At 52.5% G+C, this 23,462-nt stretch carries 15 protein-coding genes; 2 read left to right on the top strand and 13 right to left on the bottom strand.

The window, feature by feature from the left end; translation table 11 throughout:
- The first annotated feature begins 80 nt into the window (after positions 1 to 80).
- The gene (locus M975_RS18515) at positions 81 to 1,406 is read left to right on the top strand and encodes an MFS transporter (protein ID WP_064561346.1); all 1,326 of its coding nucleotides are present in this window, start codon (positions 81 to 83) and stop codon (positions 1,404 to 1,406) included.
- A 207-nt stretch (positions 1,407 to 1,613) separates the two neighbouring features.
- Here the strand turns inward: M975_RS18515 and M975_RS18520 are convergent, their stop codons facing one another.
- Together M975_RS18520 and pdeH are read right to left on the bottom strand one after the other, a co-directional pair.
- Positions 1,614 to 3,680 (bottom strand): AsmA family protein, encoded by a 2,067-nt coding sequence (locus M975_RS18520; protein ID WP_064561347.1) that lies wholly within the window; start codon positions 3,678 to 3,680, stop codon positions 1,614 to 1,616.
- 64 nt (positions 3,681 to 3,744) lie between these two features.
- A complete protein-coding gene (pdeH, locus tag M975_RS18525; protein ID WP_064561348.1) occupies positions 3,745 to 4,518 on the bottom strand; it encodes a cyclic-guanylate-specific phosphodiesterase in 774 nt (257 codons plus the stop codon).
- Between the two features lie 232 nt (positions 4,519 to 4,750).
- On the opposite strand from pdeH, the gene kdgK reads away from it, so the two are divergent.
- On the top strand, positions 4,751 to 5,683 hold the full coding sequence (gene kdgK / locus M975_RS18530; protein ID WP_064561349.1) for a 2-dehydro-3-deoxygluconokinase: 933 nt from the start codon (positions 4,751 to 4,753) through the stop codon (positions 5,681 to 5,683).
- 92 nt (positions 5,684 to 5,775) lie between these two features.
- On the opposite strand, the gene M975_RS18535 is transcribed toward kdgK, so the two are convergent.
- The 11 genes from M975_RS18535 to bcsO all read right to left on the bottom strand — a co-directional run bounded on the left by M975_RS18535 (position 5,776) and on the right by bcsO (position 22,812).
- Positions 5,776 to 7,260 (bottom strand): M16 family metallopeptidase, encoded by a 1,485-nt coding sequence (locus M975_RS18535; RefSeq protein WP_064561350.1) that lies wholly within the window; start codon positions 7,258 to 7,260, stop codon positions 5,776 to 5,778.
- Between the two features lie 216 nt (positions 7,261 to 7,476).
- Positions 7,477 to 8,763, bottom strand: a complete 1,287-nt coding sequence (locus M975_RS18540; RefSeq protein ID WP_064514745.1) for a dicarboxylate/amino acid:cation symporter — start codon at positions 8,761 to 8,763, stop codon at positions 7,477 to 7,479.
- Between the two features lie 164 nt (positions 8,764 to 8,927).
- Positions 8,928 to 10,922: a biofilm formation regulator HmsP gene (gene hmsP, locus M975_RS18545; RefSeq protein WP_064561351.1), complete on the bottom strand. Its 1,995-nt coding sequence runs from the start codon at positions 10,920 to 10,922 to the stop codon at positions 8,928 to 8,930.
- A gap of 75 nt (positions 10,923 to 10,997) precedes the next feature.
- Positions 10,998 to 11,354 (bottom strand): endonuclease domain-containing protein, encoded by a 357-nt coding sequence (locus tag M975_RS18550; RefSeq protein ID WP_064561352.1) that lies wholly within the window; start codon positions 11,352 to 11,354, stop codon positions 10,998 to 11,000.
- A 199-nt stretch (positions 11,355 to 11,553) separates the two neighbouring features.
- Positions 11,554 to 12,549, bottom strand: coding sequence for a family 8 glycosyl hydrolase (locus M975_RS18555; RefSeq protein ID WP_064561353.1), 996 nt, complete (start codon positions 12,547 to 12,549; stop codon positions 11,554 to 11,556).
- Positions 12,550 to 12,558: 9 nt separating this feature from the next.
- Positions 12,559 to 13,026 (bottom strand): cellulose biosynthesis protein BcsD, encoded by a 468-nt coding sequence (gene bcsD / locus M975_RS18560; RefSeq protein ID WP_064561354.1) that lies wholly within the window; start codon positions 13,024 to 13,026, stop codon positions 12,559 to 12,561.
- 2 nt (positions 13,027 to 13,028) lie between these two features.
- Positions 13,029 to 16,877: a cellulose biosynthesis protein BcsC gene (locus M975_RS18565; RefSeq protein WP_064561355.1), complete on the bottom strand. Its 3,849-nt coding sequence runs from the start codon at positions 16,875 to 16,877 to the stop codon at positions 13,029 to 13,031.
- Positions 16,878 to 16,888: 11 nt separating this feature from the next.
- Positions 16,889 to 19,276 (bottom strand): cellulose biosynthesis cyclic di-GMP-binding regulatory protein BcsB, encoded by a 2,388-nt coding sequence (gene bcsB / locus M975_RS18570; RefSeq protein ID WP_064561356.1) that lies wholly within the window; start codon positions 19,274 to 19,276, stop codon positions 16,889 to 16,891.
- Complete coding sequence (gene bcsA, locus M975_RS18575; protein ID WP_064561357.1) at positions 19,273 to 21,393, bottom strand: UDP-forming cellulose synthase catalytic subunit; 2,121 nt, start codon at positions 21,391 to 21,393, stop codon at positions 19,273 to 19,275. Before bcsA ends, bcsB begins: the two co-directional genes overlap by 4 nt.
- A gap of 19 nt (positions 21,394 to 21,412) precedes the next feature.
- The gene (bcsQ, locus tag M975_RS18580; RefSeq protein ID WP_064561358.1) at positions 21,413 to 22,216 is read right to left on the bottom strand and encodes a cellulose biosynthesis protein BcsQ; all 804 of its coding nucleotides are present in this window, start codon (positions 22,214 to 22,216) and stop codon (positions 21,413 to 21,415) included.
- Positions 22,207 to 22,812 (bottom strand): cellulose biosynthesis protein BcsO, encoded by a 606-nt coding sequence (bcsO, locus tag M975_RS18585; protein WP_064561359.1) that lies wholly within the window; start codon positions 22,810 to 22,812, stop codon positions 22,207 to 22,209. Before bcsO ends, bcsQ begins: the two co-directional genes overlap by 10 nt.
- Between the last annotated feature and the right edge of the window lie 650 nt (positions 22,813 to 23,462).

Below are 23,462 nucleotides of genomic sequence, written 5' to 3' on the forward strand. Positions count from 1 at the left end.
CCATGCCCGAAACCGTGCGTTGAAATGCGCCTTTTGCTATGCGTAATATGGCTTTCGTTCGCTATAAATAAGAAAAATCTATGCAAGCCACCATCGCTAATTCAATCAATACTGAAACTGACGCCACGCCCGTCAACTCACGCGGAAAAGTTGTCGTTGCCTCGCTTGTCGGCACCGCCATCGAATTCTTTGATTTCTATATTTACGCCACTGCGGCGGTCATTGTATTCCCGCATATTTTCTTCCCGCAGGGTGACCCTACTGCTGCGACGCTACAATCGCTGGCAACATTCGCCATCGCCTTTGTCGCGCGCCCAATTGGTTCGGCACTCTTCGGCCACTTCGGTGACCGCGTAGGCCGCAAAGTGACACTGGTGGCATCACTTCTGACGATGGGTGTTTCAACCGTTCTGATTGGCCTGTTGCCGAGCTATGAGACCATCGGCGTATTAGCACCGGTGCTGTTAGCTCTGGCACGCTTCGGTCAGGGCCTGGGTCTGGGCGGCGAATGGGGCGGAGCGGCATTGCTCGCAACCGAGAACGCACCACCACGCAAACGTGCGCTGTACGGTTCATTCCCGCAGTTAGGTGCGCCAATCGGCTTCTTCTTTGCCAATGGCACCTTCCTGCTGCTTTCCTGGTTACTGACTGATGAGCAGTTCATGAGCTGGGGCTGGCGCGTACCCTTTATTCTTTCTGCAGTGCTGGTGATTATCGGCCTGTATGTGCGCGTATCGCTGCATGAAACCCCGGTGTTTGCCAAAATTGCCAAAGCGGGCAAACAGGTGAAAATACCGCTCGGCACGCTGCTGACAAAGCACCTGAAGGCGACCGTTATCGGCACCTTTATTATGCTGGCAACTTACACGCTGTTTTACATCATGACGGTCTATTCAATGACCTTCAGCACCGCCGCCGTGCCGGTAGGTCTTGGCTTCTCACGCAACGATGTGCTGTGGATGCTGATGATGGCGGTGATTGGTTTTGGTGTGATGGTGCCGATTGCGGGCTATCTGGCTGATAAATTTGGCCGCCGTAAGTGCATGATTGTGATCACCAGCCTGATGATTGTCTTTGCTTTAGCTGTGTTCCAGCCACTGTTAGGTTCCGGTAACCCGACGCTTGTGATGGCGTTCTTGCTGATTGGTCTGAGCCTGATGGGTTTAACTTTCGGCCCGATGGGCGCGCTGCTGCCAGAGTTGTTCCCGACAGAAGTGCGTTATACCGGCGCGTCGTTCTCGTATAACGTGGCATCAATTCTGGGTGCGTCTGTAGCGCCGTATATCGCCACCTGGTTGCAGGCGAATTACGGCCTGTTCTACGTCGGCTTGTATCTGGCGGCGATGTCAGCGATTACGCTGGTTGCGCTGTTGGTGTCGAAAGAGACACGCCATTTGTCGCTTTAGGTTTTTCGCCCTCCCCACTAAAGGCTTTCTCTTATAAGCATCTCGCTCTGGCAATCTATCAGGGCGAGATCTGTAAGATGTGAGGTTTTTCCGTTCACCGGTTCGGTGGCTTTATAAATCACAGAACAGTAAGTGAACGGAACCTTCACCTGGCTCACATAGATATGTCTAAGAGCCAGCCTTGGCGGTGACAACCGGCGGAGGGCCTCACTTCTTCATCTGCCCCAAAATACGGCTGCACTGATTGTCACCGCCTTCGGATGGCGAGATCAGCGCCAGTAGCGCAGCAGCAGGCGTCACCAGCGTTGCCAGTGCGGCGGCGACTGCACCACGGGCAATCAACGGACCGGCTTTCACTCCGGCATCCGGGTTCTTAAACGTTCCGCGCACGTAGAGCGGCGACCGCAGGGTAATAATTCGAATCCCCTTGCTCTCCGGGTCGATGGTTAAATCGAGACGTTCAGTGGCGAAGTTGGTGGTGCCGGTGACGTTAATCAGCGAGTTTTCAGTATCAAAGGCAAAGATACGCGGCGTCGCGACACCACCGCGTAAATCGAGGTTTGCCGCCGCGCAGTTAATCCTTACTTCGTCATCACCAAAAATCTGCCCGACGATATAATTCCCGACGTTCAGACCGACGATTTCCATCAGGTTGCGGCTGATAAGCCCGTCGTTCATCAGCAGTTTCAGGTTGCCGTCGCTGCTGCCCAGCAACTCAGCAATAGAGTTGCCACGGCCCCGTAATTCCGCATCGCCGTTTAGCTCACCGAGCGTTTTCTGCATCGACTCCACTTTCGGCATCAGTTGCTTGAGCTGCAAACGCCGCGCCTGAATATCAGCCGTGCCGCGCATCGGCTTTTTATCGCCTTCAAGATGAATGTTGGCGCTGATGGTGCCGTTCGCCATGCCAAATTTCAGCGGCGCAAGGCGCAGGTCGGCATTTTTCAGAATCACATGCGTAGACAGGTTGCTCAGTGGCAGCGTGCCGCTGTGTTCGATACGCCCGCCTTTAAAGCGCACGTCGGCGTCCATCACATCCCATTTGTCGGTTTCAAAACGATCATACGGCAGCACTTTGTCGGCGGGCTGAACGGTTTTCTCGCCCTTAGCCTGCTCAGACTGTTTGCTTTGCTGCGCACCTTTACCAGAATCCACCCCGATCAATGGGCCGAGATCTGCCAGGCGGAGCTGTTTAGATTCAAGGTCGCCTTCCAGTTTCGGGCGCGGTTTGCCTTGTGAATAAGTGAGCGAGCCGTGAATATCGCTGTCGCCAATCCGCCCGTTAAAATTCTGGTAGCGGAAGACCGAGCCTTTTTCGGTGTCGATTTTTGCCAGCAAATGCCCGTCGGTTTCAAACGGCGGGGTATCAGGCAGCAAAACGCCGGTCAGATCGTAGAGATTCCCCAACGAATCGCCGGAGAATTTCAGCCGTAAATCCACGCCGCCCATTTTCATCGGGTCGTTAATTGTACCGATAAATGCCACGCGTGAGTTGCCGGAATGCACGTCGGCCTGTACCGGGAATGCGGTTTCGCCTTCGCTGCGCAGCGCTAACATGCCGCCAATTTTCCCGCTACCCTCGATAGGCTCACCGTTATAACGGCCAGTCACTTTCAGGCCAAAAACGTAATCCCCGGCTTTTGCAGCATCTTTGCCGGTCGGCTTTTTCCCTTCCACTTCACTAAATGGCAACGGCTTACCGAGCGGGTCGACGAGGATTTCGATATCGGCTTTGGTGAGTTTGTCGTTAATCGCGATACGGCCTTTATCGAACAGAATGTTGTCCATTCGGAATGACCAGGCTGACGGCGGCTGGTTAGGATCTTTATTTCCGTCTGAGGCTAAATTAAAGGTCCAGTTATTGTTCTTTTCCGACAGGCGAATCAGCCGCGCATCAGGTTGCACCAGCTTAATCCAGGGGATATAGACCGTTTTGGTCAGTAGCGCGAGCGGTGCGAGCGTGGCATCTACGCGTGGCAGGTGCACCATCGTCACTTCAGGAATTTCAGGGGGGTTACCAAGAATAATATCTTCGGCGTGAACGTGCGGCCAGGGCACCCAACTGCGCCAGCCTGTTTCTTCTTTGTTGCGTTCCCAAACCACGCCCAAATCACCACGAATAGCAAACGGACGGTTCAGTTCTGTTGAGACTTTTTGGTTGATGGTCGGTTTGAGCCGGTTCCAGTCAAACGTCGCAATCACAATGATCGCTACCACAACTAACAACAATAAAACCCCAACGGTCCCACTAACGATTTTTCCAGTTTTCGTCATGCCTTTCACCTTCTCCTGATGTGGCTCGCTTTAACTAAAGATAGTTTAGCGGGGCCAAAAGGCATCAGGAGAGGCGAATCAGCACATTCTCCAACTGTTCAAATGGAATGGGGCGTGAGAGAAAATAGCCTTGCGCGGCATAGGCGGGCGAGCTTTGGACATCACGCCATTCATCTTCAGTTTCAACACCTTCAACGATGACACCCTTACAGTAGCGGTTCATCAATTGCAGCAGCATGGTGAATAAATTGCGACCTTCATCGGTAGTGCGCAGCATGATAAACAAGTCACGCGCGACTTTGATGTAGTCATAGTGCATCTCACTTAATGCGGAGAAGTTCGCCACACCAGTGCCGAAATCATCAAGCCACAACGGGCCAAACTCCTGCATCCCGGCAAGCGTCACTGCCTGCGGTTGGGTGATGTGCTCAACCAGCTCAAAGCGCACCCACGGCATTTTGTTGATAAGCGTAAGAATCGGCTGGTGCTGCTTCATCGCCATCAGTGTCGGGCCGTCCACATTGACCGAGGCTAAAATTTTGTAGCCGAGGAAAATAGACTCCCACTGCGCCAGCAAGGTGAGCTGCTCTTCGATAACCATCAGCTTCGTGCGGCTGGAGACAGACATAAAGTAGCGATCGGGCGGGATGCGAATTTCCGGCTCATCCGGGTGTGTGACCACTGTCAGCAACTCTATCGCCATTAAGTGACCATCGATTTTATAGATCGGCTGGAAGGTGTACTGCCGCTGGCACTGTAACCAGAACCGCCGTTCCTGCAAACTTTCGACACTCGCCTCAAGCGTATTAAGCCGGTGAGTGATCTGCTTAAACTTCATCATGTACGTCCTGTTTACCTTGATAACTCAGATGGCTCATCGTGAAGTTATCGGCGTGGCGCATGAGAACTTTATGTTCGCTTTCAGTACAACCGCAATGAAAGAGAGTTCTCTCACATTGCCAATAAACTGCCTTAGCTCAAAGTTTTCCGAAACATCGTTTTAAATTGTTTGACTCGTTTTTAGCCGCCCATCAAACTAGCGGTAATTTCATTAATTCAGGTTTACTGCTATGCCAACGCGCAAAATCGCCGTTATCGGTGAATGTATGATTGAACTGTCGCAAAAAGGTGCGGAAGTTAGCCGCGGCTTTGGTGGCGATACCCTAAACACTTCCGTTTATATTGCTCGCCAGGTTGATGCTTCCGACCTTGAAGTCCATTACGTTACCGCTCTGGGCGAAGATAACTTCAGCCAACAGATGCTGGACGCATGGCAGCAAGAAAACGTTCACACCGAGCTGACTCAGCGCCTGGAGCACCGTCTGCCGGGCCTGTATTACATCGAGACCGACTCTACCGGCGAGCGCACGTTCTATTACTGGCGCAACGAAGCCGCAGCCCGTTTCTGGCTGGAGAGCGATCAAGCGCAGGCTATCTGTGCTGAACTGGCTCAGTTCGATTACCTGTATCTGAGCGGTATTAGCCTGGCTATCCTCAATGCGGCAAGCCGTGAGAAGCTGATGGCGCTGCTGACTCAGTGTCGCGCCAACGGTTGCAAGGTTATCTTCGATAACAACTACCGTCCGCGCCTGTGGGCTAGCCGTGAAGAGACGCAACAGGTCTACCAGCAGATGCTGGCTTGTACCGATATCGCGTTCCTGACGCTGGATGACGAAGATTTGTTGTGGGGCGCAAAGCCGGTCGAAGAAGTGATTCAACGTACTCAGGCTGCTGGCGTGCACGAAGTGGTTATCAAGCGTGGTGCGGATTCTTGCCTGGTGGCCATTCAGGGCGAATCGCTGGTAGAAGTACCGGCGGTTAAATTACCGAAAGAAAAAGTTATCGACACTACTGCGGCTGGCGACTCTTTCAGTGCGGGTTACCTGGCTGTGCGTTTGACCGGTGGCAGTGCAGAAGAAGCGGCAAAACGTGGGCATTTGACCGCGAGCACCGTGATTCAGTATCGCGGCGCGATCATTCCTAAAGAGGCGATGCCTTCGTAATAACACCTCTCACCCCGGCCCTCCCTCTTAGGAGAGGGAGAAAACCGATTAATTCCCTCTCCTGTGGGAGAGGGTTAGGGTGAGGGCAAATGTTATTGTGCTGGCGGAATATCCGACACATCCTGCTTAGGTTCATCCGTTATTGGAAGCGCCTTCGAAGGAACCATCACTTTGTCCCACGTCGCTTGCAAATCCTTCATATTGAACTCAGGCTCACCTTTCGGTTGCAGCAACACTAAGGCCATCTCTTGCGACAACTGCTGGCGTAAATCCTGGTTCAGCATGTTCAGCGTCAGACTGTTCAGGAAATCCTGACGCAGTTTCTGATACTGTTCCGGTGCGATATCAACCACCTGGTTTTGCAGTGAACGCATGCGCTGGCTAATCAACACGTCGGTGTCAGTACGCGCATAAGTAGCAAACAACTTGGCAAGCTCCGCTTTTTTCTGCGCAATTAACGCATCAAACTCTTCCTGCGAAAGCCCTTTATCACGCACCTTAAGCAACTCTTTGCCCACGGTCGCCAAATTAGCATTCAGCTTATCGTTAGGTGAATCAAGATTGATGCCACATTGCGCACGCTGGTACAGCACACGGCAATCGAAGCTCAGGTTGAGATCTGTCTGGTTCTGCTTACTGAGGTTTTGCTGCACGTGCCAGAACAAGGCCTCGCGAGCCAGATCAGCACGCCAGTAGCGCAACAGCATGGAGGATTCACGGATCGGCTGCCAGGCGTTGTCCCACATCAGTGAGAGCCTGTCCTGACGCACGCTGTCCGTCATCAAACTGACTGGAGTGCGCTTGAGCGGAGAAAGCGTGGCGACTGGCGCAGGCATTTCACGCTTGCCCGTCAGAGTGCCAAACGTCTTGTTGATTTGGTCAGCAACACTGCGGCTATCCACGTTACCCACAACAATGATTGTCATGGCATCCGGGGTATACCATTTCTGGTAGAACGCCTTGAGTTGTTCGATATCAACCGGTTGCTTAAGATCTTCTGCCGGGTCATGGCCCAACAGGGTGGAACCTTGCAGACGATAGCGCCAGGAACTGTCTTTGGTGTCCATCGGCCAGGTGGCAACCATATCCTGCGTTTGCAGCGCAAGGTTCACCGTTTCTGGGGTGATAGCCAGTTTGCCACTGCTGTCTGACAGATAGGTTAAGGCTTCTTTGAGCAAATCATTGCGGTTGTTCGGCAGGCTGAGATTAAACAGCGTGAAGTCATAAGAGACGACAACCGGTGGCAGCGGACGCTTCGGGTCCACACTTTGCTGCCATAGAGAACGCGCCTGCAGCGGCTGTAAGCTGCCGCTTTGTGTTAACGCAACGCGTGGTAAAAAGTGGCTATAGCCGCTCTGCTGGGTGGTCTCAGTCAATGAGCCAGTGTTAACCAACAGACGAATTTCTATACGGTCGCTAGGACGCTGAGGTGTGGCCAGGACTTGCCATTGAAAACCATTGGCAAGCGTACCTTGCTGCCAGGCTGGGTCGGGCTGTAGTGCTTCTGCCTGCACATTACTGGCGGCGGCGACCAACAGCAATCCGCCAGCTAAGAGTCGAATTTTGGTGCCCTGCATGTTAACCCCTGGAAAACTATCCTGATTAAAAAGTGTAATGGCGACATAGCATTACGCAATAAAGCCACCACAAGTGACGTTTCACCACTCCGTTTGACCGCATCTTCGCGAAAACGTCACTTTAAAAATGAAAAAAACGCCAAAGAAATTGGCTCAAGGGTCAATTATGCGCAGTCACCCACAGCGAGGGCAAGTCGCTGTGGGCAATTGAGGGACTTAAGACGAGACTTCGCTCACTTTTTTTGCGGATTGTGGGTTATCGAGTGTTTCTTTCAGCTGTTTTTCATCGAGTTGCTTCACCCACTTCGCGACCACGACGGTGGCCACACCGTTGCCGACCAGGTTAGTCAGCGCACGCGCTTCTGACATAAAGCGGTCGATACCCAGAATTAACGCAAGCCCTGCTACCGGCAAATGCCCCACAGCGGAAATGGTCGCCGCCAGCACGATAAAGCCACTTCCGGTCACACCAGCAGCACCTTTAGAGGAGAGCAACAACACCACCAGCAGCGTGATTTGATGGAAAATATCCATGTGGCTATTGGTCGCCTGGGCAATAAACACCGCCGCCATCGTCAGGTAAATAGAGGTGCCATCAAGGTTAAACGAGTACCCGGTTGGAATGACCAGCCCAACAACCGATTTGCGGCAGCCGAGTTTTTCCATTTTATCGAGCATTCTTGGCAGCGCAGATTCCGATGAGGATGTGCCCAGTACAATCAGCAGTTCTTCTTTGATGTAACGGATAAATTTGAAGATGCTGAAACCGGTCACTTTGGCGATAGAACCCAACACCAAAACCACGAACAAAATACAGGTGATATAGAAGCAGATAATCAGCTGGCCGAGCTGCACCAGCGACCCGACGCCATATTTACCGATGGTGAATGCCATGGCACCGAAAGCACCGATTGGCGCAAGGCGCATGATCATATTGATGATGCCGAAAATGACCTGCGAGAAACTTTCAATCACGTTGAAAATCAACTGCCCTTTGTGGCCCAGGCGATGCAGTGCAAAACCAAACAGCACCGCAAACAGCAACACTTGCAGGATATTCCCGCTGGCAAACGCACCAATCACGCTGCCCGGAATCACATCCAGCAAGAATGCGGTCACGCCCTGTTGTTGCGCCTGTTCGGCATAAATCGCCACGGCTTTCGCATCAAGCGTTGCCGGGTCAACGTTCATACCCGCTCCTGGCTGCAGGACGTTGACGACAATCAGACCGATGATCAACGCAATGGTGCTGACGACTTCGAAATAGAGGAGTGCCACAGCACCCGTGCGGCCCACGGCCTTCATGCTTTCCATGCCAGCGATGCCGGTCACAACCGTACAGAAAATAACCGGGGCGATAATCATTTTAATCAGTTTAACGAACGCATCGCCGAGCGGTTTCATCTGCGCGCCTATTTCCGGGTAGAAATGTCCCAGCAAGATGCCGACGGCTATCGCCGTAAGAACCTGGAAGTAGAGGCTTTTGAAGAGAGAGAGTTTCATAGGGTGTCCTTGAGAGGTAGAGATTCCACAAAACCTTTCGGTTTGCGGCACCAAAAATAACACCCTCAAAAACACCCAGAAGTGACATAGCGCCAGTTTGTAAACATAATTGTTAAATTATTGAGCTGACTCGCGCCAGCAAAATAACATTTGCAACAATTAGTTTACTGCTGAGTGGTAGATAAATACTGCGTATCAAACTCTTTAAGAGTCAGTGCTCTGGAGAACAAATACCCCTGAGCCAGGGTCACGCCTTCGCTCAGGAGCCAGTCGCACTGTTCCTGGCTCTCAACCCCTTCCGCCACCAGTTTCAGGCCAAGCGTTTTCGCCATACCGATAATCACACCGGCCATTGCATTGTCTTCCGGCAGTCCATCAACAAAGCTCTTATCGAGTTTCAGGACATCTACCGGCAGTGCTTTCAGATGGTGTAAATGGCGCAGGCTGGCGTAACCCATACCAAAATCATCCAGCGCGATGCGCACTCCTGCTTTACGCAGCGGGCGCAAAATACTGACGGCTTTTTTAGGGTCATCAATACGGTGGCTTTCGGTCACTTCAAGAATCAACATGCCTGGCTGAATGCGGTAGTGCGCGAGCAATTCCAGCAGCGACGAGCCCATTTCTTCATGCAGTAATTGATGCGCTGAGATGTTCACACTCAGCGGCATAGTGATGCCCTGATTTTGCCAGCCGGCAAGCACACGGCACGACTCTTCCAGCACCCAGTTGCCAATGGTGAACATCAGGCCACAATCTTCAATTCGCCCAATCAAACCGTCGGGTAATGCCCAACTGCCATCCGGCTGCTGCATCCGCAGTAAAACCTCGGCACTCACCACTTCACGCGTCTGCATATTGACCTGCGGTTGCAGCCAAATAGCAAATTGCTGGTTATCTAATGCAGTCAGTAAATCGTGCTCCTGCGTCAAATGGCGCTGCGCGATTTCCATCTGTTCAGGGTCAAAGAATTGGATCTGATTTTTACCATGGCGACGGGCTGAAAATGCCGCCGATACCGCACGGCGATACAGTTGTTCTGCGGCCAAACCACCGTGATACATCGCAATACCGATGCTCGCCGTAGGCTTAAGTGAAATCGTCTGAATCGGCAGTTTTTCGTTAAGCACGGTGATTATTTGCTTAGCAAGCGTCATGGCGCTCCAGGCATCCTGAACGCCATGGGCCAGAATCCCGAAGTCGTTCCCACTGAGCTGCGCCAGCACCATATTCGGCGGCAACACACTTTTAATTTTCTCGACCAGCGTCAGCAGCAGAATTTCTCGCTGCTCCTCGTTAAGCACACCGGCAGCATCCTGCAAGGTTTCGCTGGCAATCACGATCAGCGCACTCTTCTTTTCACTCGCCGTGAGTTGTTCGAGCAACGCCAGGAACAGCGCTTTATTTGGCAGCTCCGTGAGTGTGTTGCGGGTGCTCATCGCACTCATTTCTTCATGCAAGCGCAGCGACATTTGTTGGTTGCGGTTATAACTGCGCACCAGCATCCCGATTTCATCATCATGATGAAGAGGCGGCAATTTGAGCTGATGGCTCGCCGCATCTTGCGGGCTGAGGCTGTCCAGCTCGCGGGCGATTTTGCGGATCGGGTGCACAATTAAACGGTTAATCGACCAGCTGATGGCAACCGAAAGAATCAGCGCCAGCAACAGATATGTCGTCAGTAACGTCGAAATCGTACTGATGATGAATTTGTACATTCGCCAGGAGTCCGCCTGCAGCACCAGATAGGCCAATGGCTGCGGGTTTGCCGGGCGCTCCAGTGAATACAGCGGTAACGAAATTTGCACGGGCAGCTCAAACAGGCGAGCAATCCACACTGGAATCGGGCGTTCAGGTGCAAAGCTCTGGCGTAAAGCCTGGAACTGGTTCGGTAATACGACATCCGCCCGGCTGATAATGCCGGAAGGTTGAATTTGGTTCAGGATGGACTCGGCCTGAGGAATGTCCGCTTTCAGAATGGCTGCAGACAGCGGAATACGCACCGAATGGGCGATTTTCTCCATCTGGCTTGCTGTGTCGTAGCGACTTTGCTGCACAAAGTGAAAAAGCTGTACCACGATAAAAATGAAAATAAACACCACGGCAACGGCTGACACCATCGCCATTTGTTTAATCGTTAATGAACGACTGACTCGCAAACTTACACTCCGCAATGACTGTGCCCTGATAGACTTTTTCTTTCCCAGGCTGAGTATACTGCATTGCAGTGATTTTTAGGCCTGAGAAACCGAAACAGCCGCGAGCGTATCCAGTATAAGAGTGAGTACATCGTCGGTATTCTGCGTGAACTCATTATTCCAAAAGCGCAGTACCCGCCATCCTCTTCGCTCCAGCCATAATGTCCGGCTCTCATCGTAACGCGTTCTTTGGCTATGCTGCCCGCCATCCAGTTCGATAATGACTTTAGGCCGTAAGCAGGCGAAATCGACAATAAACGGGCCGACAGGATGTTGTCGCCTGAATTTGTAGTCAGAAAAATGTCGGTTTCTTAACTGCCGCCATAGCCATTGTTCCTGCGGCGTCATGGTTTGACGCAATGTTTTAACGTAGGTTTTGGTTTTTTTATCCATTGCGGGATGCTGGCGGTTTTTTTAGGCGTTGTCAGATTGCGGGGGGAATTTTGGAAAGCGCTTCGAGAAAACAACCCTCATCCCGGCCTTCTCCCTGAGGGAGAAGGGGAGAAACGGCCCTGGGGAAAAGGTGAGGAACGCTTTATTCCCTCTCCTGGGGGAGAGGGCTAGGGTGAGGGCGTCCACACCCGCCATCAACTCACTTCGTCGACAACGCCACCAGCATCTTCAAACTCGCAGAATAATAGTCTTCTTGCGCCGTAATCTGCGGCTGCGCAATACTGCCGGACTGGAGCACTAAATCACGTACTGCCAGAAGTCCTCCGTCCATCATATATGGCGCGGGATCATTGGTTGTGACATTCACCCAGGCAGGCGTTTTGTCACGCGGGAAGCGACCCCACCAGGCTTTGTAGATTTGAAGCTCCGGGCTGCTGTGATTAAACCAATACACATAAAGCGGAACGCGGATCGCGTCATAGCTAAAGCGTGCTGGCCACTGTTTTGCAGGCACCGTGCGGCCATCGGAATAGAGCGAAACCCAGTCAGAAGGGAGCTGAGAATTGCCAAAATGCATTTTCCCCAGCAATTTCTGCCCATCGTTAATCAAATCTTTCCACACCATTAAATGGCTGCGGTTGGCAAAATCCTGCCATGCCGGGAAGATAAAGTAGGATGGATTGAGGTTTAGGTAACTATTGAGATTAAAGCCTTTAGCACCCGGCAACATCACCTGGTAGCCCGCAAAACGCACAACGTTATGCGCCACCAGCGCCTTAGCAATCGCGTCTGATTCGTTGAGATAATCCTGGTTTTGCCACTTATTTCCGGCCTTTAACAACGCCCACGCAATAAACGTATCGCCATCAGTGGCGTTGTTTTTATCGGTGATCGGTTGTGCTTCAACCGGGTTAAATCGCCAATAGAACAGACCGTTATCCGGGTTTTTCAGGGTTTTTCGCGTCCAGTTCCACATCTTATCGAAACTATCACGATCGTCATTCATCACCGCCATCATCATGGCAAAGCCCTGGCCCTCGGTGTGGCTGACGCTTTTATTTCCGGTATCGACGATTCGGCCATCGGGCATTAAAAAGCGTGATTTATAGCTATCCCATGCACTATCAGCCAACGCGTGTTGGCTGAAGATCAAGGCAAAGACTGCCACTATCAGCGTTTTGAATCGCTGCAACATCCAAGCACCTCATCGACTAATTTGATATCGAAAGTGTACCACTGTTGCTGACGGTGAAGACTCGCGCCACAGCGACACATGCGGTTTACCGCCCTGTTCGCGAATCCAACGGGCGTAGACACCTTCCAGAACGGCGCTGAACGCGCTATTCCAGGAAGCCTGCTGCGCTTCTTCCGCGGGAACAGGTAAAGCCATGTGGCGAATCAACATCGCCGTTTCGCTGGCTTCGATATCAATATAGCCCCAGTTGAAGCGAGCAAGCTGAACATTTATCTGTGTTTCGAGCTCACCCACAGTTCGCGCTAATGCTAAAGGGTGATGCCCCGCCAGCGTGTCGCCCATTTGTATCAGAAACTGGCGGCTTTCCGCTTCGCCCGCGTTCGCCACCATGCTATCAACCATGATGTGAAGCAGAGAGAACCAGCCTGGTGGCGTCTGCTGATGTTGAAAGTACTGCAAAAGCTGCGCGTCATTCATGATTAATTATTCCCCAACAGGTAACGGAAGTAGAGCTGCGCGGTACTTTCGTTGTAATCACCAAAGGTGTCATAACCGACCTGCCCACCAATGGTCATGTCTTTGTTAACTTTATAATCGGCTGCGGCACGCAAGTTGTAGCCCATGCCATTTTCGCTGCTGCCGCTATACCACGCCTCTTTCGCAAAGCCGTTCGCGACATAATCTTCCAGCTGCGACTGTAGCCGCGAGTCGGTTGGGAAGTACGGGCTTTCGTCCTGGCTATACGACTGGTAACCAATTGACGCGCCAACTGACATATCCCAGTTATCAAACTTCTGCGTGTAATCCACCGGGAAGGAGACGCTGATATAGTCTTGCGGGCTAAAGTAACCACCTTGCCCGTAGCTGAAGTAGCTGAGGTTTTTCGAGAAGTCCATATACGTCATGCTGATACCAGTTTTCAGTTCGCGGTCGTCAGCATGGAATGGGCGGATATAAACCCCTGCATTGCCGGTGAAATTATCATTGCTCGGCACGTTTTCGCCGTTGTAGTTATACAACCCGACACCCGCGTAGAAACCGGCATCACCATCGTCGTAACTCAACTGCGCGCTACCGCCGTTCTTGGTGACCTGACCCCATTTCTTGCCGCTGTATTTATCTTCCACACCAACGTAAGAAAGCAGGCTGTCGACGACCGCACGGCGTTCGCCGGTCAGAATCAACTTCAGGTAATCCGTCAGTTGTGGCGACCACTGCACACCCCCCACCACGGTATTCAAATCCTGGCCTAGCGGTGTTGAGCCAACATCCAGTTTGTACTGCTCGCCCGTTAAGGCCATTGCGACTTCTACGCCCGCAGCACTTTGCGAGCCTTGTGAAGGCACCTTGATCTTGTCGATATTGGGCAGCTCAGGCGGCGTAGTGGTTGAAGAGTTGTATAACTCCTCGGCCACCTGCCCCTGAATTAACGCGCCCGTACCAAAGCGGCGGCTGGATTCGTCAGAAGCGCTCCCGGCATTCAGGCTGATTGGCGTCACATTCAGATCCAGGCGTGAATCGCCAAACGGCACCGTTGACCACTGCAACGGCGATTTGATCTCGGTGAGCTTGCTCATGCCGCTTTCGCCATCACGCCCACGCACAGAGACAGCACCGCGCGCCCAGGTGGCGGTTTTGTCGGTCAGCTGCTCCATCATGTTATCGACCTGGCGCAGCGTGCCCGCCTGCGCCGTTTCTACCGGCAGATCGGTACGCGTTGTGCCTGGAGGTGCAGTTTGCGGGTTACGAGCCAACTGTGCGACTTGCCACGGCATGGCTTCGCCATACAACGAGTTGGATGCGGTCGCTTGTGGGGCAACGGTGGTTTTCGGTGTAAACGGGTTATCCGCCAATGCCAGGCCACCGAGCGTCGGTGCCGTGCCGCCACTCACGCCTTGCAGGCCGAGCAGTTTTCCACGGGCGGTACGCAAATAGCTCATCGCCTGCTGGTGATTGCCATCGGCTTCTGCCACGCGTGCTAATAACAGCAGGCGATCTGGCGTTTCATCGTTACGCAATCCCGCCGTGAGCTGCTTCGCTTTATCCACATCTTTGCTGGCGAGTGCCACGTCGATAGCACCGGCACGTGCATCCTGTTCCGGCGTGTCACGCGTCATCAGGTAGTCGTAAACCACGCCCGCTTCTTTGTTCATTTTGCCGGACTGATACAGACGTGCCATCGCAAACATCAGGTCGGTGTTTTGCGGGTCGCTCTGCATGGCACGAATCAGTTTGTCGTACGCCGCTGCATAGTTGCCCTGAGTCCGCAGTTGGTCAGCTTCGTTAATGATGTAGCCGTTGCGAACCCCGGCCAGTTGCGTCGGCGTGCTGCGCGACTGCAATTCGGGGCTTGCCAGAAACGCCTGTGCTTCACGCCCAAGCCCTGCCTGATTAAGCACGGCAATCTGGTCGCCATAATCGCCCGCATTGCCCTGCACGCCACGGCCCATATTGCCGCGCACAATCGCCACAGCGGTTGTGACATCGCCAGTTTGCGCCAGCATTTTTGCCAGTTTGCCCGCATCTGCCGGGCTTTGTGGTGGCCGTGTAGCCAGCGCTTTTAAGGTGTTAGCCGCAGCAACCGTGTCGCCTTGTGCCAGGTAACGTTCCGCGACTGACATTTGCAGGTTGTAGTTCACACGCGCCGCAAGCGAGCGCATATCACTGTTCTGGCTGGAAGCCGGAATGCGCGAAAGCAGAGTCTGTGATTGCTGCCAGGCATTGTTTTCGCTGGCAAATAACGCACCTGCGTAAAGTTCAGTACTGGAGGCATTTGGCCGGAAAGACGGCGCCATCACGTTGCTGGCTTCCGCGCTGTTCCCTTGTTTTTGGAGCTGGCGTGCTAAATCGAGGCGCAACCAGGGGTCGGATGGATAACGTGCCACACCCTGCTGCAAAATGGCGATGGCGCGTTGTGGATCGCCATTTGCTGCCGCCTGCTGTGCCTGGCGGCGCACTGGATCAGCCGGGTTGCCACCTGAAACACGCGGCTGTAACTTCGCCTGCAAACTGGCCGGCAAGGTTTGTAGCATCGCCTGCGCTTCGGCAGTTTTGTTCTGCTCGCGCAACACGTAGTAGAGGTTTTCACGGGCTGAGCCATTATTCGGCTGCTCGTTCAAAATACCGCGCAATGTCTGCTCTGCGGCGGCGTAATCTTTATTGTGGCGCTGCACATCAGCACGGAATAACTTCGCGGCGGCACCGCGCTCACCCGTTTGCTGGGCCAGAGGCGCACTGAGCGCCAGCGCCTGGCTGACATTACCCTGCTTAAATGCGGCCTGAGCGCTCGCCAGTTGCCCGTAAAATGCGGCGTCATCGGCCTGCTGTTTGCGCTCGTCAGACTGATCACCACCAAGGCTTGCTGCGCGATTAAGATATTCTGAAGCGGCCGTGTAATCGCCTTTACGCTGTGCGATGTAACCCATCCCGGCCAGTGCATCGGCATCTTGCGGGTTGGTTTGCAGCACTTGTTCAAACTGGCTTTTTGCTGCATCAGTATTGCCGCTATTGAGCGCGGTAAAGCCTTCACCTTTCGCGGTGCCACCAATACTTTTACGGTAGTGGTCTTGCACCGCCGTGTCTTTTGGATGGCGTTGCAGGAAGGTTTGGTAATAGGTTTCGTCACTCGCGGTTGGGCCAAGCCACAGCAGCGCCTGGCGCAGCGATTTATCAGCATCCGGGCTGCCGCTCGCCATATTTTGCAGCAGATCGATCCCTTCACGGCGAGTGCCTTCCTGATAGGTCAGCACTTTGCCGAGCGCAATTTTCCCACCGTTATCCTGTGGATTTTGCGCGACAAACTGGCGTAAACCCGCCACTGCCTGCGGGTACAGCGATTTATCACCGGCCATCGTCAGGTAATATTCTGGCGCAAGGCTTGGCGGTGGCTGGTCACCATTAAACAAACTGCGCCAGGTGGCAAGTGCGGCGGGAATGTTGCCGCTTCGCGCCTGCTGACGCGCTAAATCCAGCTGCCCACGCGGGATTTGCTGAATCTGTTTCGCGTTATCCAGCGCCTGTAAGTTGTTATCTTGTGGCGAAACCGCCGCGAGGCGTTCGCGCCACTGAGCGGCACCTTTGAGATCCCCGGCCTGTTGCGACCATAACGCCATCAGGTACATCGCCTGAGTGTTATTGGCATCCACCATCAGCACTTTTTGCAGCGCTTCTTTTGCCAGCTCATCGTGTGACTTTTCATGCCAGTAATTCGCCTGGTCAAACAACGCTTTTAACGCCGGATTGTTTTCCGCAGCCTGAACGCCGAACGTCAGGCCGCCAAAGAAGCACAGAGTTAACAGGTGCCGGGCAGTTTTGTTTTTATAAGTCATTGAGCACCACCTTACTTACCATCATCCTGAGGATTAAGACGTTTATGCGCGCGTTTTTTCAGTAAGGCATACAAGCTCAAGCCAATCACTGTGGCGAACAACAAACCTAAAATGGCCAGGAAGGCAGAGTGCTGGTTCGCATACCAGACCACCATCATGTACCAGGGCATTTGGCCGCTCGGGAACTGCTGGCCGACACGGAAACTCCGCACACCGTTTTCATCGGTAATGATCGAAACATCGCCACGAATTCCGGCGTTAACCCGAGCCGAAGTTAAGTCGGTCTGAAGCCGTGAGAGCTGCTCGTCAGTGCTGCCAATGGCCATCACGACCACGCGGTTAGGGTTCCATTGCGAACGGAAGCTGACAAAACCGCGCCACGCCTCGTTAGAGGAGAAGTAGCGGTCGGCAGCAATACCTGCTGAACCCCAGTCGCCTTCCAGCCAGCTCTGTATTTTTTGCCAGATTGAACGTTCACGCACACCAAATGAATGCTCGTTGCTGGTAAATGGAGACTGAGCCAGTAGCGTTCGGTTAAAGGTATTTTTATTGATGGTAGAAACGGAAAGCACGTGGCTATCTTCCAGGCGTTGCAAATTGCCACCCGCCGTCGGCACGCCAAACATCACGGTGTTGTTATTTAGCGAAGTCCCGGTCGCATTGCCTGAACGCGCCGCCATATTGAGCAACGTACTGATTTCAGCCTCACCTGGGTTTTCTGGCAGCAACAACACGGTATGCGCGAAGTCAGCAAAACGTGAGAACGGGAACGAGGCACCGACGAAGTAAGAGAGGTTTGGCAGCAGCGAGAAGTGACGCGTTTTGCTCAAATCAATTGATGAGTTTTCGTCAATGCGGCTCTTAATGTTGTTATTAAGCAGCACGCTACACGGCGCCGTTTCTTTGGTCTGGATGTTGAAGTACAACGACAACTGGTTGTCGCCGTAAATCAGGTAAGGTTGCAGCGCGAGATTGTAGGTTTCCTGGCGTGCATCACCACCTACTTTGCGCCACAGCGTTTCCAGCGCACCTTGTTTGTTCACCGGCAGGTTGTTCAGGAAAGTGCCGTTGAAGGTCAGGGAAAGATACGATCGTTCTTCATCAATCCAGCTTTCCGTTGGGAAGCGGTAGCCAAGTTTCACGGGAATGGTTTCACCATCCCACAAGAACAGGTCCGGGGCCGCGCGGAAGGCAACGCTTAACGGCTCATGCCAGATGCCCGCCGCCGTCAGGCTTTGGTCTTTACGCATCAGCTCAGTTAAACGCACTGGGCGGTCGGTGGGTATCCAGCGCGGGGCGTCGTACGCCTTGCTCGCCGGGATAGTCTGGTTTTCTACCGCAGTACTCGCGGTTTGACCCGGGAATTTACCCTGAGTTAAACGCCACGCCGCAGCACGCAATTGCTGGTCTGAGTTACCCACCACCAATAGTAGTTTGTAAACCGGGTTACTTGGGTTATCGATAATTTGCAGCATCGGCTTTTGCGTGACGGGCAGCGTCAGGCCGCCAATCTGCTCGCCCGATTTGCCAAACAGAATGCCGTTTTTCTCCGGCAATGTGTCACGCAATGCATTAAAGGAAATTCCACGGTAGTCCGCCTCAATCCCCAACCAGGACGCCACTAATGCCGCAGCACTCACTTGTTCAGGTAACGTTTTTGCCGGGAAGGCAAACGTCACCGCGGCGGGAGTCATCTGCATCGCATCAAAGAATGGGCGCGGGAAGTGGCTAAGGTCTGCGCCGATATTAAGCTGCTGCCCTTCCAGGTCCAGGCGCGTGTTCGGCATGATGGTGACCTGGTATTTATCCGACAGGTCACGCAGGCACAGCAAAGCATCGCCATCATTGATTTTAAAGCTGATGTTGTTGCTCGATACCACCATTGCCGCCGGAATTTCCAGCTGGTAGCTCGACACATTGCTGTCGGCAGAACCCAGCGGAACCGTGCCCAACGGCTGACCGTTCATCATCAATTGCAATGTGGTATTGCGGGCCGCCATGGCTGGCGACACTTTCAGGTTCAGCAACAACTGTGCGTTGGTAATCACCTGATCGGCTGGCAAGGTAAAATCAATGCCCGCCTGTAGCTGCCCGCCGCTGAGCGTAATACCGCGCGGCTGGCCCATTTGCGCCATGGTAATGCTGCTGGAACTGCCCGGTGTAAAGACCGATGGTGCGTCTACTGCTGGAGCCGCTGCGGGAGATGGCACCGCATCTTGCACCGGTGCCATGTCAGGTTCGGCCACAGGAGCCTGAGATGCCGCAGGCTCTTGCCCTGGAGCCGGTAAATCTATCAGAGGCAATGATTCTACCGTCGTGGCATCTTCAGCCATAACGGGTGCAGTGAGCACACTAAACGCAAGCAGTAACTGACAAACTTTATAGGTCATCCGTTTCATGCAACGTTGTCCTCGCGGGCTTCTTCCATACGTTTTGCTTCTTCCTGACGTAAGCGGCGATTTTCGCGACGGGATTTCCACGTCAACCAGAACAGGTCAAACACGCAACGAATAATGATAAGCAGGGAACGGAACGGGTTGTCCTGCGGTTTTGGCGGGTTAATCCACGCATCTGCACGCGCCAGAACCACACGCACCAGTTCACGACGGCGGTCCAGTGGGATCTCTTCAAATTGCAGGCGAATCGCCTCTTCGTCGCAGGCAATCACTTGCACCGGAATACTGATTGAGCCGGATTTCAGTTGCAGCTCGATCTCTTCGATTTCATCAGTGAGATGGCGATCATCCGGCACTGCAATTCGGCAGCCGCCCATGGATAAATCGAGCGTATTGCTGCGTGAGGAAATGCCGCTGGCGTAGTGAATGACCACGGGTACTTCGACGTCGATACGAATTGTTTTACGCGTCTGGCGCGTTTCACGGGCCACTGCAATAGCCGCCAGCAGGAACACCAGGCTGTACAATCCCCAGCCTACGTTGAGTGCAATAACGTTAGGGTCGACACCAAAGTAGTCATGCGCACAGGCGCGCACAATACCGGCGATCACCGCCACTGCCAGTAGCACCGCGATAATCACGTGAGGCCGCACCACGCTGAAATCGAAGTAACCGACGTTCAGCAACGCGCCTTTATCGGTTACGTTGAATTTGCCGCGTTTCGGGAACAGCATTGTCACAACCGTTGGCAACACCAGGTGGAATGCCATCACCATGTCGTAAATTTCACCCCAGAAGCTGTAGCGATAACGCCCGTTCATGCGTGAGTTGAGGTAAATACTCAATATCAGGTGTGGCAGTGCATAAGCAAAAATCAGGCTCGCCGAGGAGTGAATGATATTCAGGTTAAACAGCAAATACGCCAGCGGAGCTGTTACAAACGCTACGCGCGGTAAGGCGAACTGGAAATAGAGCATCGCATTGAGGTAACACAGACGCTGCTGCCATTTCAGGCCACGACCAAATAAGGGATTATCGAGGCGGAAGATCTGCGTCATACCACGCGCCCAGCGGGTTCGTTGAATAACGTGCAGCACCAGGCGCTCAGTCGCAAGGCCTGCTGCCAGCGGAATATCCAGAAACGCAGATTTCCAGCCCAGGCGCTGCATTTTCAGCGCGGTGTGCGCATCTTCAGTAACAGTTTCAACCGCAAAGCCACCAATCTCTTCAAGTGCGCTACGGCGAATCACCGCACAGGAACCGCAGAAGAAGGTCGCGTTCCAGTTATCGTTGCCTTGCTGGATTGGGCCGTAGAACAGTGCACCCTCGTTCGGAATGTTTTTCCCACCCGATAAGTTACGCTCGAACGGATCGGGCGAGTAGAAATAGTGCGGAGTCTGCAACAGCGCCAGTTTCGGGTCTTTCAGGAACGCACCAACCGTCGCTTGCAGGAAAATACGCGTGGCGACGTGGTCGCAGTCAAACACGCAAATCAGCTCACCTTTGGTGAGTTTCATGGCATGGTTGAGGTTCCCAGCTTTAGCATGAGAGTTATCGTTGCGCGTGATATAACCCACTCCTGCATCTGCGGCAAACACCGCAAATTCGCGCCGTTTACCATCATCAAGCAGGTAGATTTTAATCTTGTCGCGTGGGTAATCGATACATTGCGCAGCCAGAACGGTATCGCGCACCACTTCGAGGCTTTCGTTATAGCTGGGAACGTAAACATCCACCGTCGGCCAGGTCGACGTATCTTCCGGAAGCGGAACAATTCCCCTTTTTAACGGGAAAGCAGTTTGCAGATAGCTGAGTAATAAAACTACCCAGATATATACTTCGGCTAAAAATAGCCCTACCCCAAGAATGGCTTCTATTTCAGAATTAAAGTGCAGGGTTTGCGTAGCACGGAAATAAATATAACGTGTCGACATCAAGACCGAGACCAGCATCATGATCATCGACACGCTGTGTTTTTTACTAAAGCCTAATACAAACATTATCGCGAGACTGATAAAACCAAAAATATACTGCTTCTGGCTATCCATTGGCGTAATGATGATAAGCACTGCTATCGGTGCCAGCACCAATAGCAGCAAATAGAACAGGACCTTTTTCATAGGACATCCTGGATGATTGTCAGAAATTTGACGTTCTTAAAGCGGTATGAACCGCGCCATCACCAATTTTTATACCGAGAATACCTGCCACGCGTTTACTAATAAGCTCAATATCAAAAGCCGCAGCAGAGGCAGGGCTGAAATCGAATATTGATTGCTGAGAAGCGTTGGCTTCCGCCACACTTTCATCGCGGTTAATAACACCGAGCAGGCGATCACCGAGACGTTGCTGCATAAACGCGGTTACGTCGCGGCTTATATGGCGGCGGTTGTCACTCTGATTAAGTACAAAATAGTACCCCGCCTTGTTATTCAGCGGTTCACCAATCAGACGGTGATTTTCAATATGCGGCAACAATGACAGCGATGCGGTATCTGCCAACATCGTCACGAGGTGCAAATCAGCCAGGCGCGAAACCGCTTTCAGCGCCGGGTTTGGCCCTGGCGGGAAGTCCGCGATAATCACAAGCCCTGGGTAGTTAAGCAATGTACTCAACCCGCGCAGCAAGAAATGGCTGTCGTTCGTCAGGCGCTGTTCAAACTCAAGACGCTGTTCTTCGCTGACATCACCGTAGGGCAACACAAACATATTGCTCCCGGCAGTCAGCACCGACTGGCTCCAGTCCGCGGATTCAATGGCTTTAGTCACGTAGCCACGACCGTCAGACAATGGCACACCAAAATGCAGGCGCAGCGCATTTTGCACATCAAAATCAATGGCTAATACTTTGCTACCCGCGCGAGCCAACGCATACGCCAGATTGGCAGTAACCGTGGTTTTTCCTACTCCGCCTTTTGGCGAGCAAACACACACTAGCGGCATGATGCAATCATCTCCAGCAACGGTTGCAGCGGTAAGTCTTTGGCGGGATGACTCCGCGCCGTATTCCCTTTGGCGGCGAACAGTTTGTCAAAACGCACAGGTTCTGTTGTGACCGGTGCAGAGGCCTGCGGTGCTGATACCACGGCAGGTTTCACGATTTCTGTGACGGGTTCTTTAACGGGCTCCGCAACCGGTGCCGGGGTTGATGTTAACGGTGCAAGCTGCTCAAACAACGTCGATGATACGGGCCTTGTTTGCTCAGGTTGTTGAACACTTTCAGCCTGAGGTTTCGGCATCGCGTTTTGCAGGCTATCCAAAATAGAGCCCTGTGATGCAGTATTACTGATAGGTTGTGCTGCCAGCGGCTTGAAATGGCGGGTATCAAACTCATCCGCCTTAACCGCCTGGGGTGCAGGCACTAAAATACTCCCGGCCTGGGAAAGCACAGAGCCATCATCCTCAGTGTTCGTTAACTGTTTGATAATCGCCCAGTTGCTAGTATCTGAGTGTTGGTTTTGCGCCGACATATCTTTGAATTCGATAGCGCCGGTGCGGGTCTTATCCTTGAATCGCTGCAAGTCATCATAGTTTTTCATTGCGACACTCATGATTTATAAGACATTTTTATTTGATACGTGAATATACTCAAAGCTTATACCAATACTCTTAGGGAGGTTTTTCCAGTCATTATTTTGTGTTATTGACTTCACAGAAAATTATTAATCGCAGTGAGTTATCATCACTTCTTTTATTATTTTTTCTTGCAGATAAAACGACGGCATTTCAGGCCAATATAAAGGTACAGACTGCCGTTTCTCCATCTTTTTTTCTTATTACCAACCATCTAAGCATGAAGACGAATAGATTTGTGATTACACGATATTTAATACTAATGCATTAATGGTAGCAGACTTTTTTTGTGATTCCTCACACATAAAGAGGATTTATAGCCTGCTAATTTTTCGTGGAGAGAATTAACATTTAAAGTTGCATGAATATTCCCATGTTTTTTGTAAGCCATATCATCTATTCGAAGGTAATGAATGGTTTTATATTTTACTGGTGAATATATAAAGGTGTTTTGATGACCGGAAGGGAATGAAATTTAAAATGCGGTTCAATTTTTTTGGGAGGATAAAATTGATGTGCGAAATTTTAAAGCAAAAAAAGGCCGAAACGAAGAGTTGGGTGATGGCGTTCTGAACTAACGAATTTCCCCGTTCTCATCCTGATCAACAGCGAAACA

It is taken from the genome of Buttiauxella brennerae ATCC 51605 (assembly GCF_001654925.1).
In the GTDB taxonomy this organism is placed as follows: Bacteria; Pseudomonadota; Gammaproteobacteria; order Enterobacterales; family Enterobacteriaceae; genus Buttiauxella; species Buttiauxella brennerae.

Coding starts and splice junctions, on each gene's coding strand:
- bcsA (WP_064561357.1), bottom strand. CDS start 21,393: ATGAAAAAGGTCCTGTTCTATTTGCTGCTATTGGTGCTGGCACCGATA.
- M975_RS18535 (WP_064561350.1), bottom strand. CDS start 7,260: ATGCAGGGCACCAAAATTCGACTCTTAGCTGGCGGATTGCTGTTGGTC.
- bcsD (WP_064561354.1), bottom strand. CDS start 13,026: ATGAATGACGCGCAGCTTTTGCAGTACTTTCAACATCAGCAGACGCCA.
- bcsB (WP_064561356.1), bottom strand. CDS start 19,276: ATGAAACGGATGACCTATAAAGTTTGTCAGTTACTGCTTGCGTTTAGT.
- M975_RS18550 (WP_064561352.1), bottom strand. CDS start 11,354: ATGGATAAAAAAACCAAAACCTACGTTAAAACATTGCGTCAAACCATG.
- M975_RS18515 (WP_064561346.1), top strand. CDS start 81: ATGCAAGCCACCATCGCTAATTCAATCAATACTGAAACTGACGCCACG.
- kdgK (WP_064561349.1), top strand. CDS start 4,751: ATGCCAACGCGCAAAATCGCCGTTATCGGTGAATGTATGATTGAACTG.
- pdeH (WP_064561348.1), bottom strand. CDS start 4,518: ATGAAGTTTAAGCAGATCACTCACCGGCTTAATACGCTTGAGGCGAGT.
- M975_RS18565 (WP_064561355.1), bottom strand. CDS start 16,877: ATGACTTATAAAAACAAAACTGCCCGGCACCTGTTAACTCTGTGCTTC.
- bcsQ (WP_064561358.1), bottom strand. CDS start 22,216: ATGCCGCTAGTGTGTGTTTGCTCGCCAAAAGGCGGAGTAGGAAAAACC.
- M975_RS18540 (WP_064514745.1), bottom strand. CDS start 8,763: ATGAAACTCTCTCTCTTCAAAAGCCTCTACTTCCAGGTTCTTACGGCG.
- bcsO (WP_064561359.1), bottom strand. CDS start 22,812: ATGAAAAACTATGATGACTTGCAGCGATTCAAGGATAAGACCCGCACC.
- M975_RS18555 (WP_064561353.1), bottom strand. CDS start 12,549: ATGTTGCAGCGATTCAAAACGCTGATAGTGGCAGTCTTTGCCTTGATC.
- M975_RS18520 (WP_064561347.1), bottom strand. CDS start 3,680: ATGACGAAAACTGGAAAAATCGTTAGTGGGACCGTTGGGGTTTTATTG.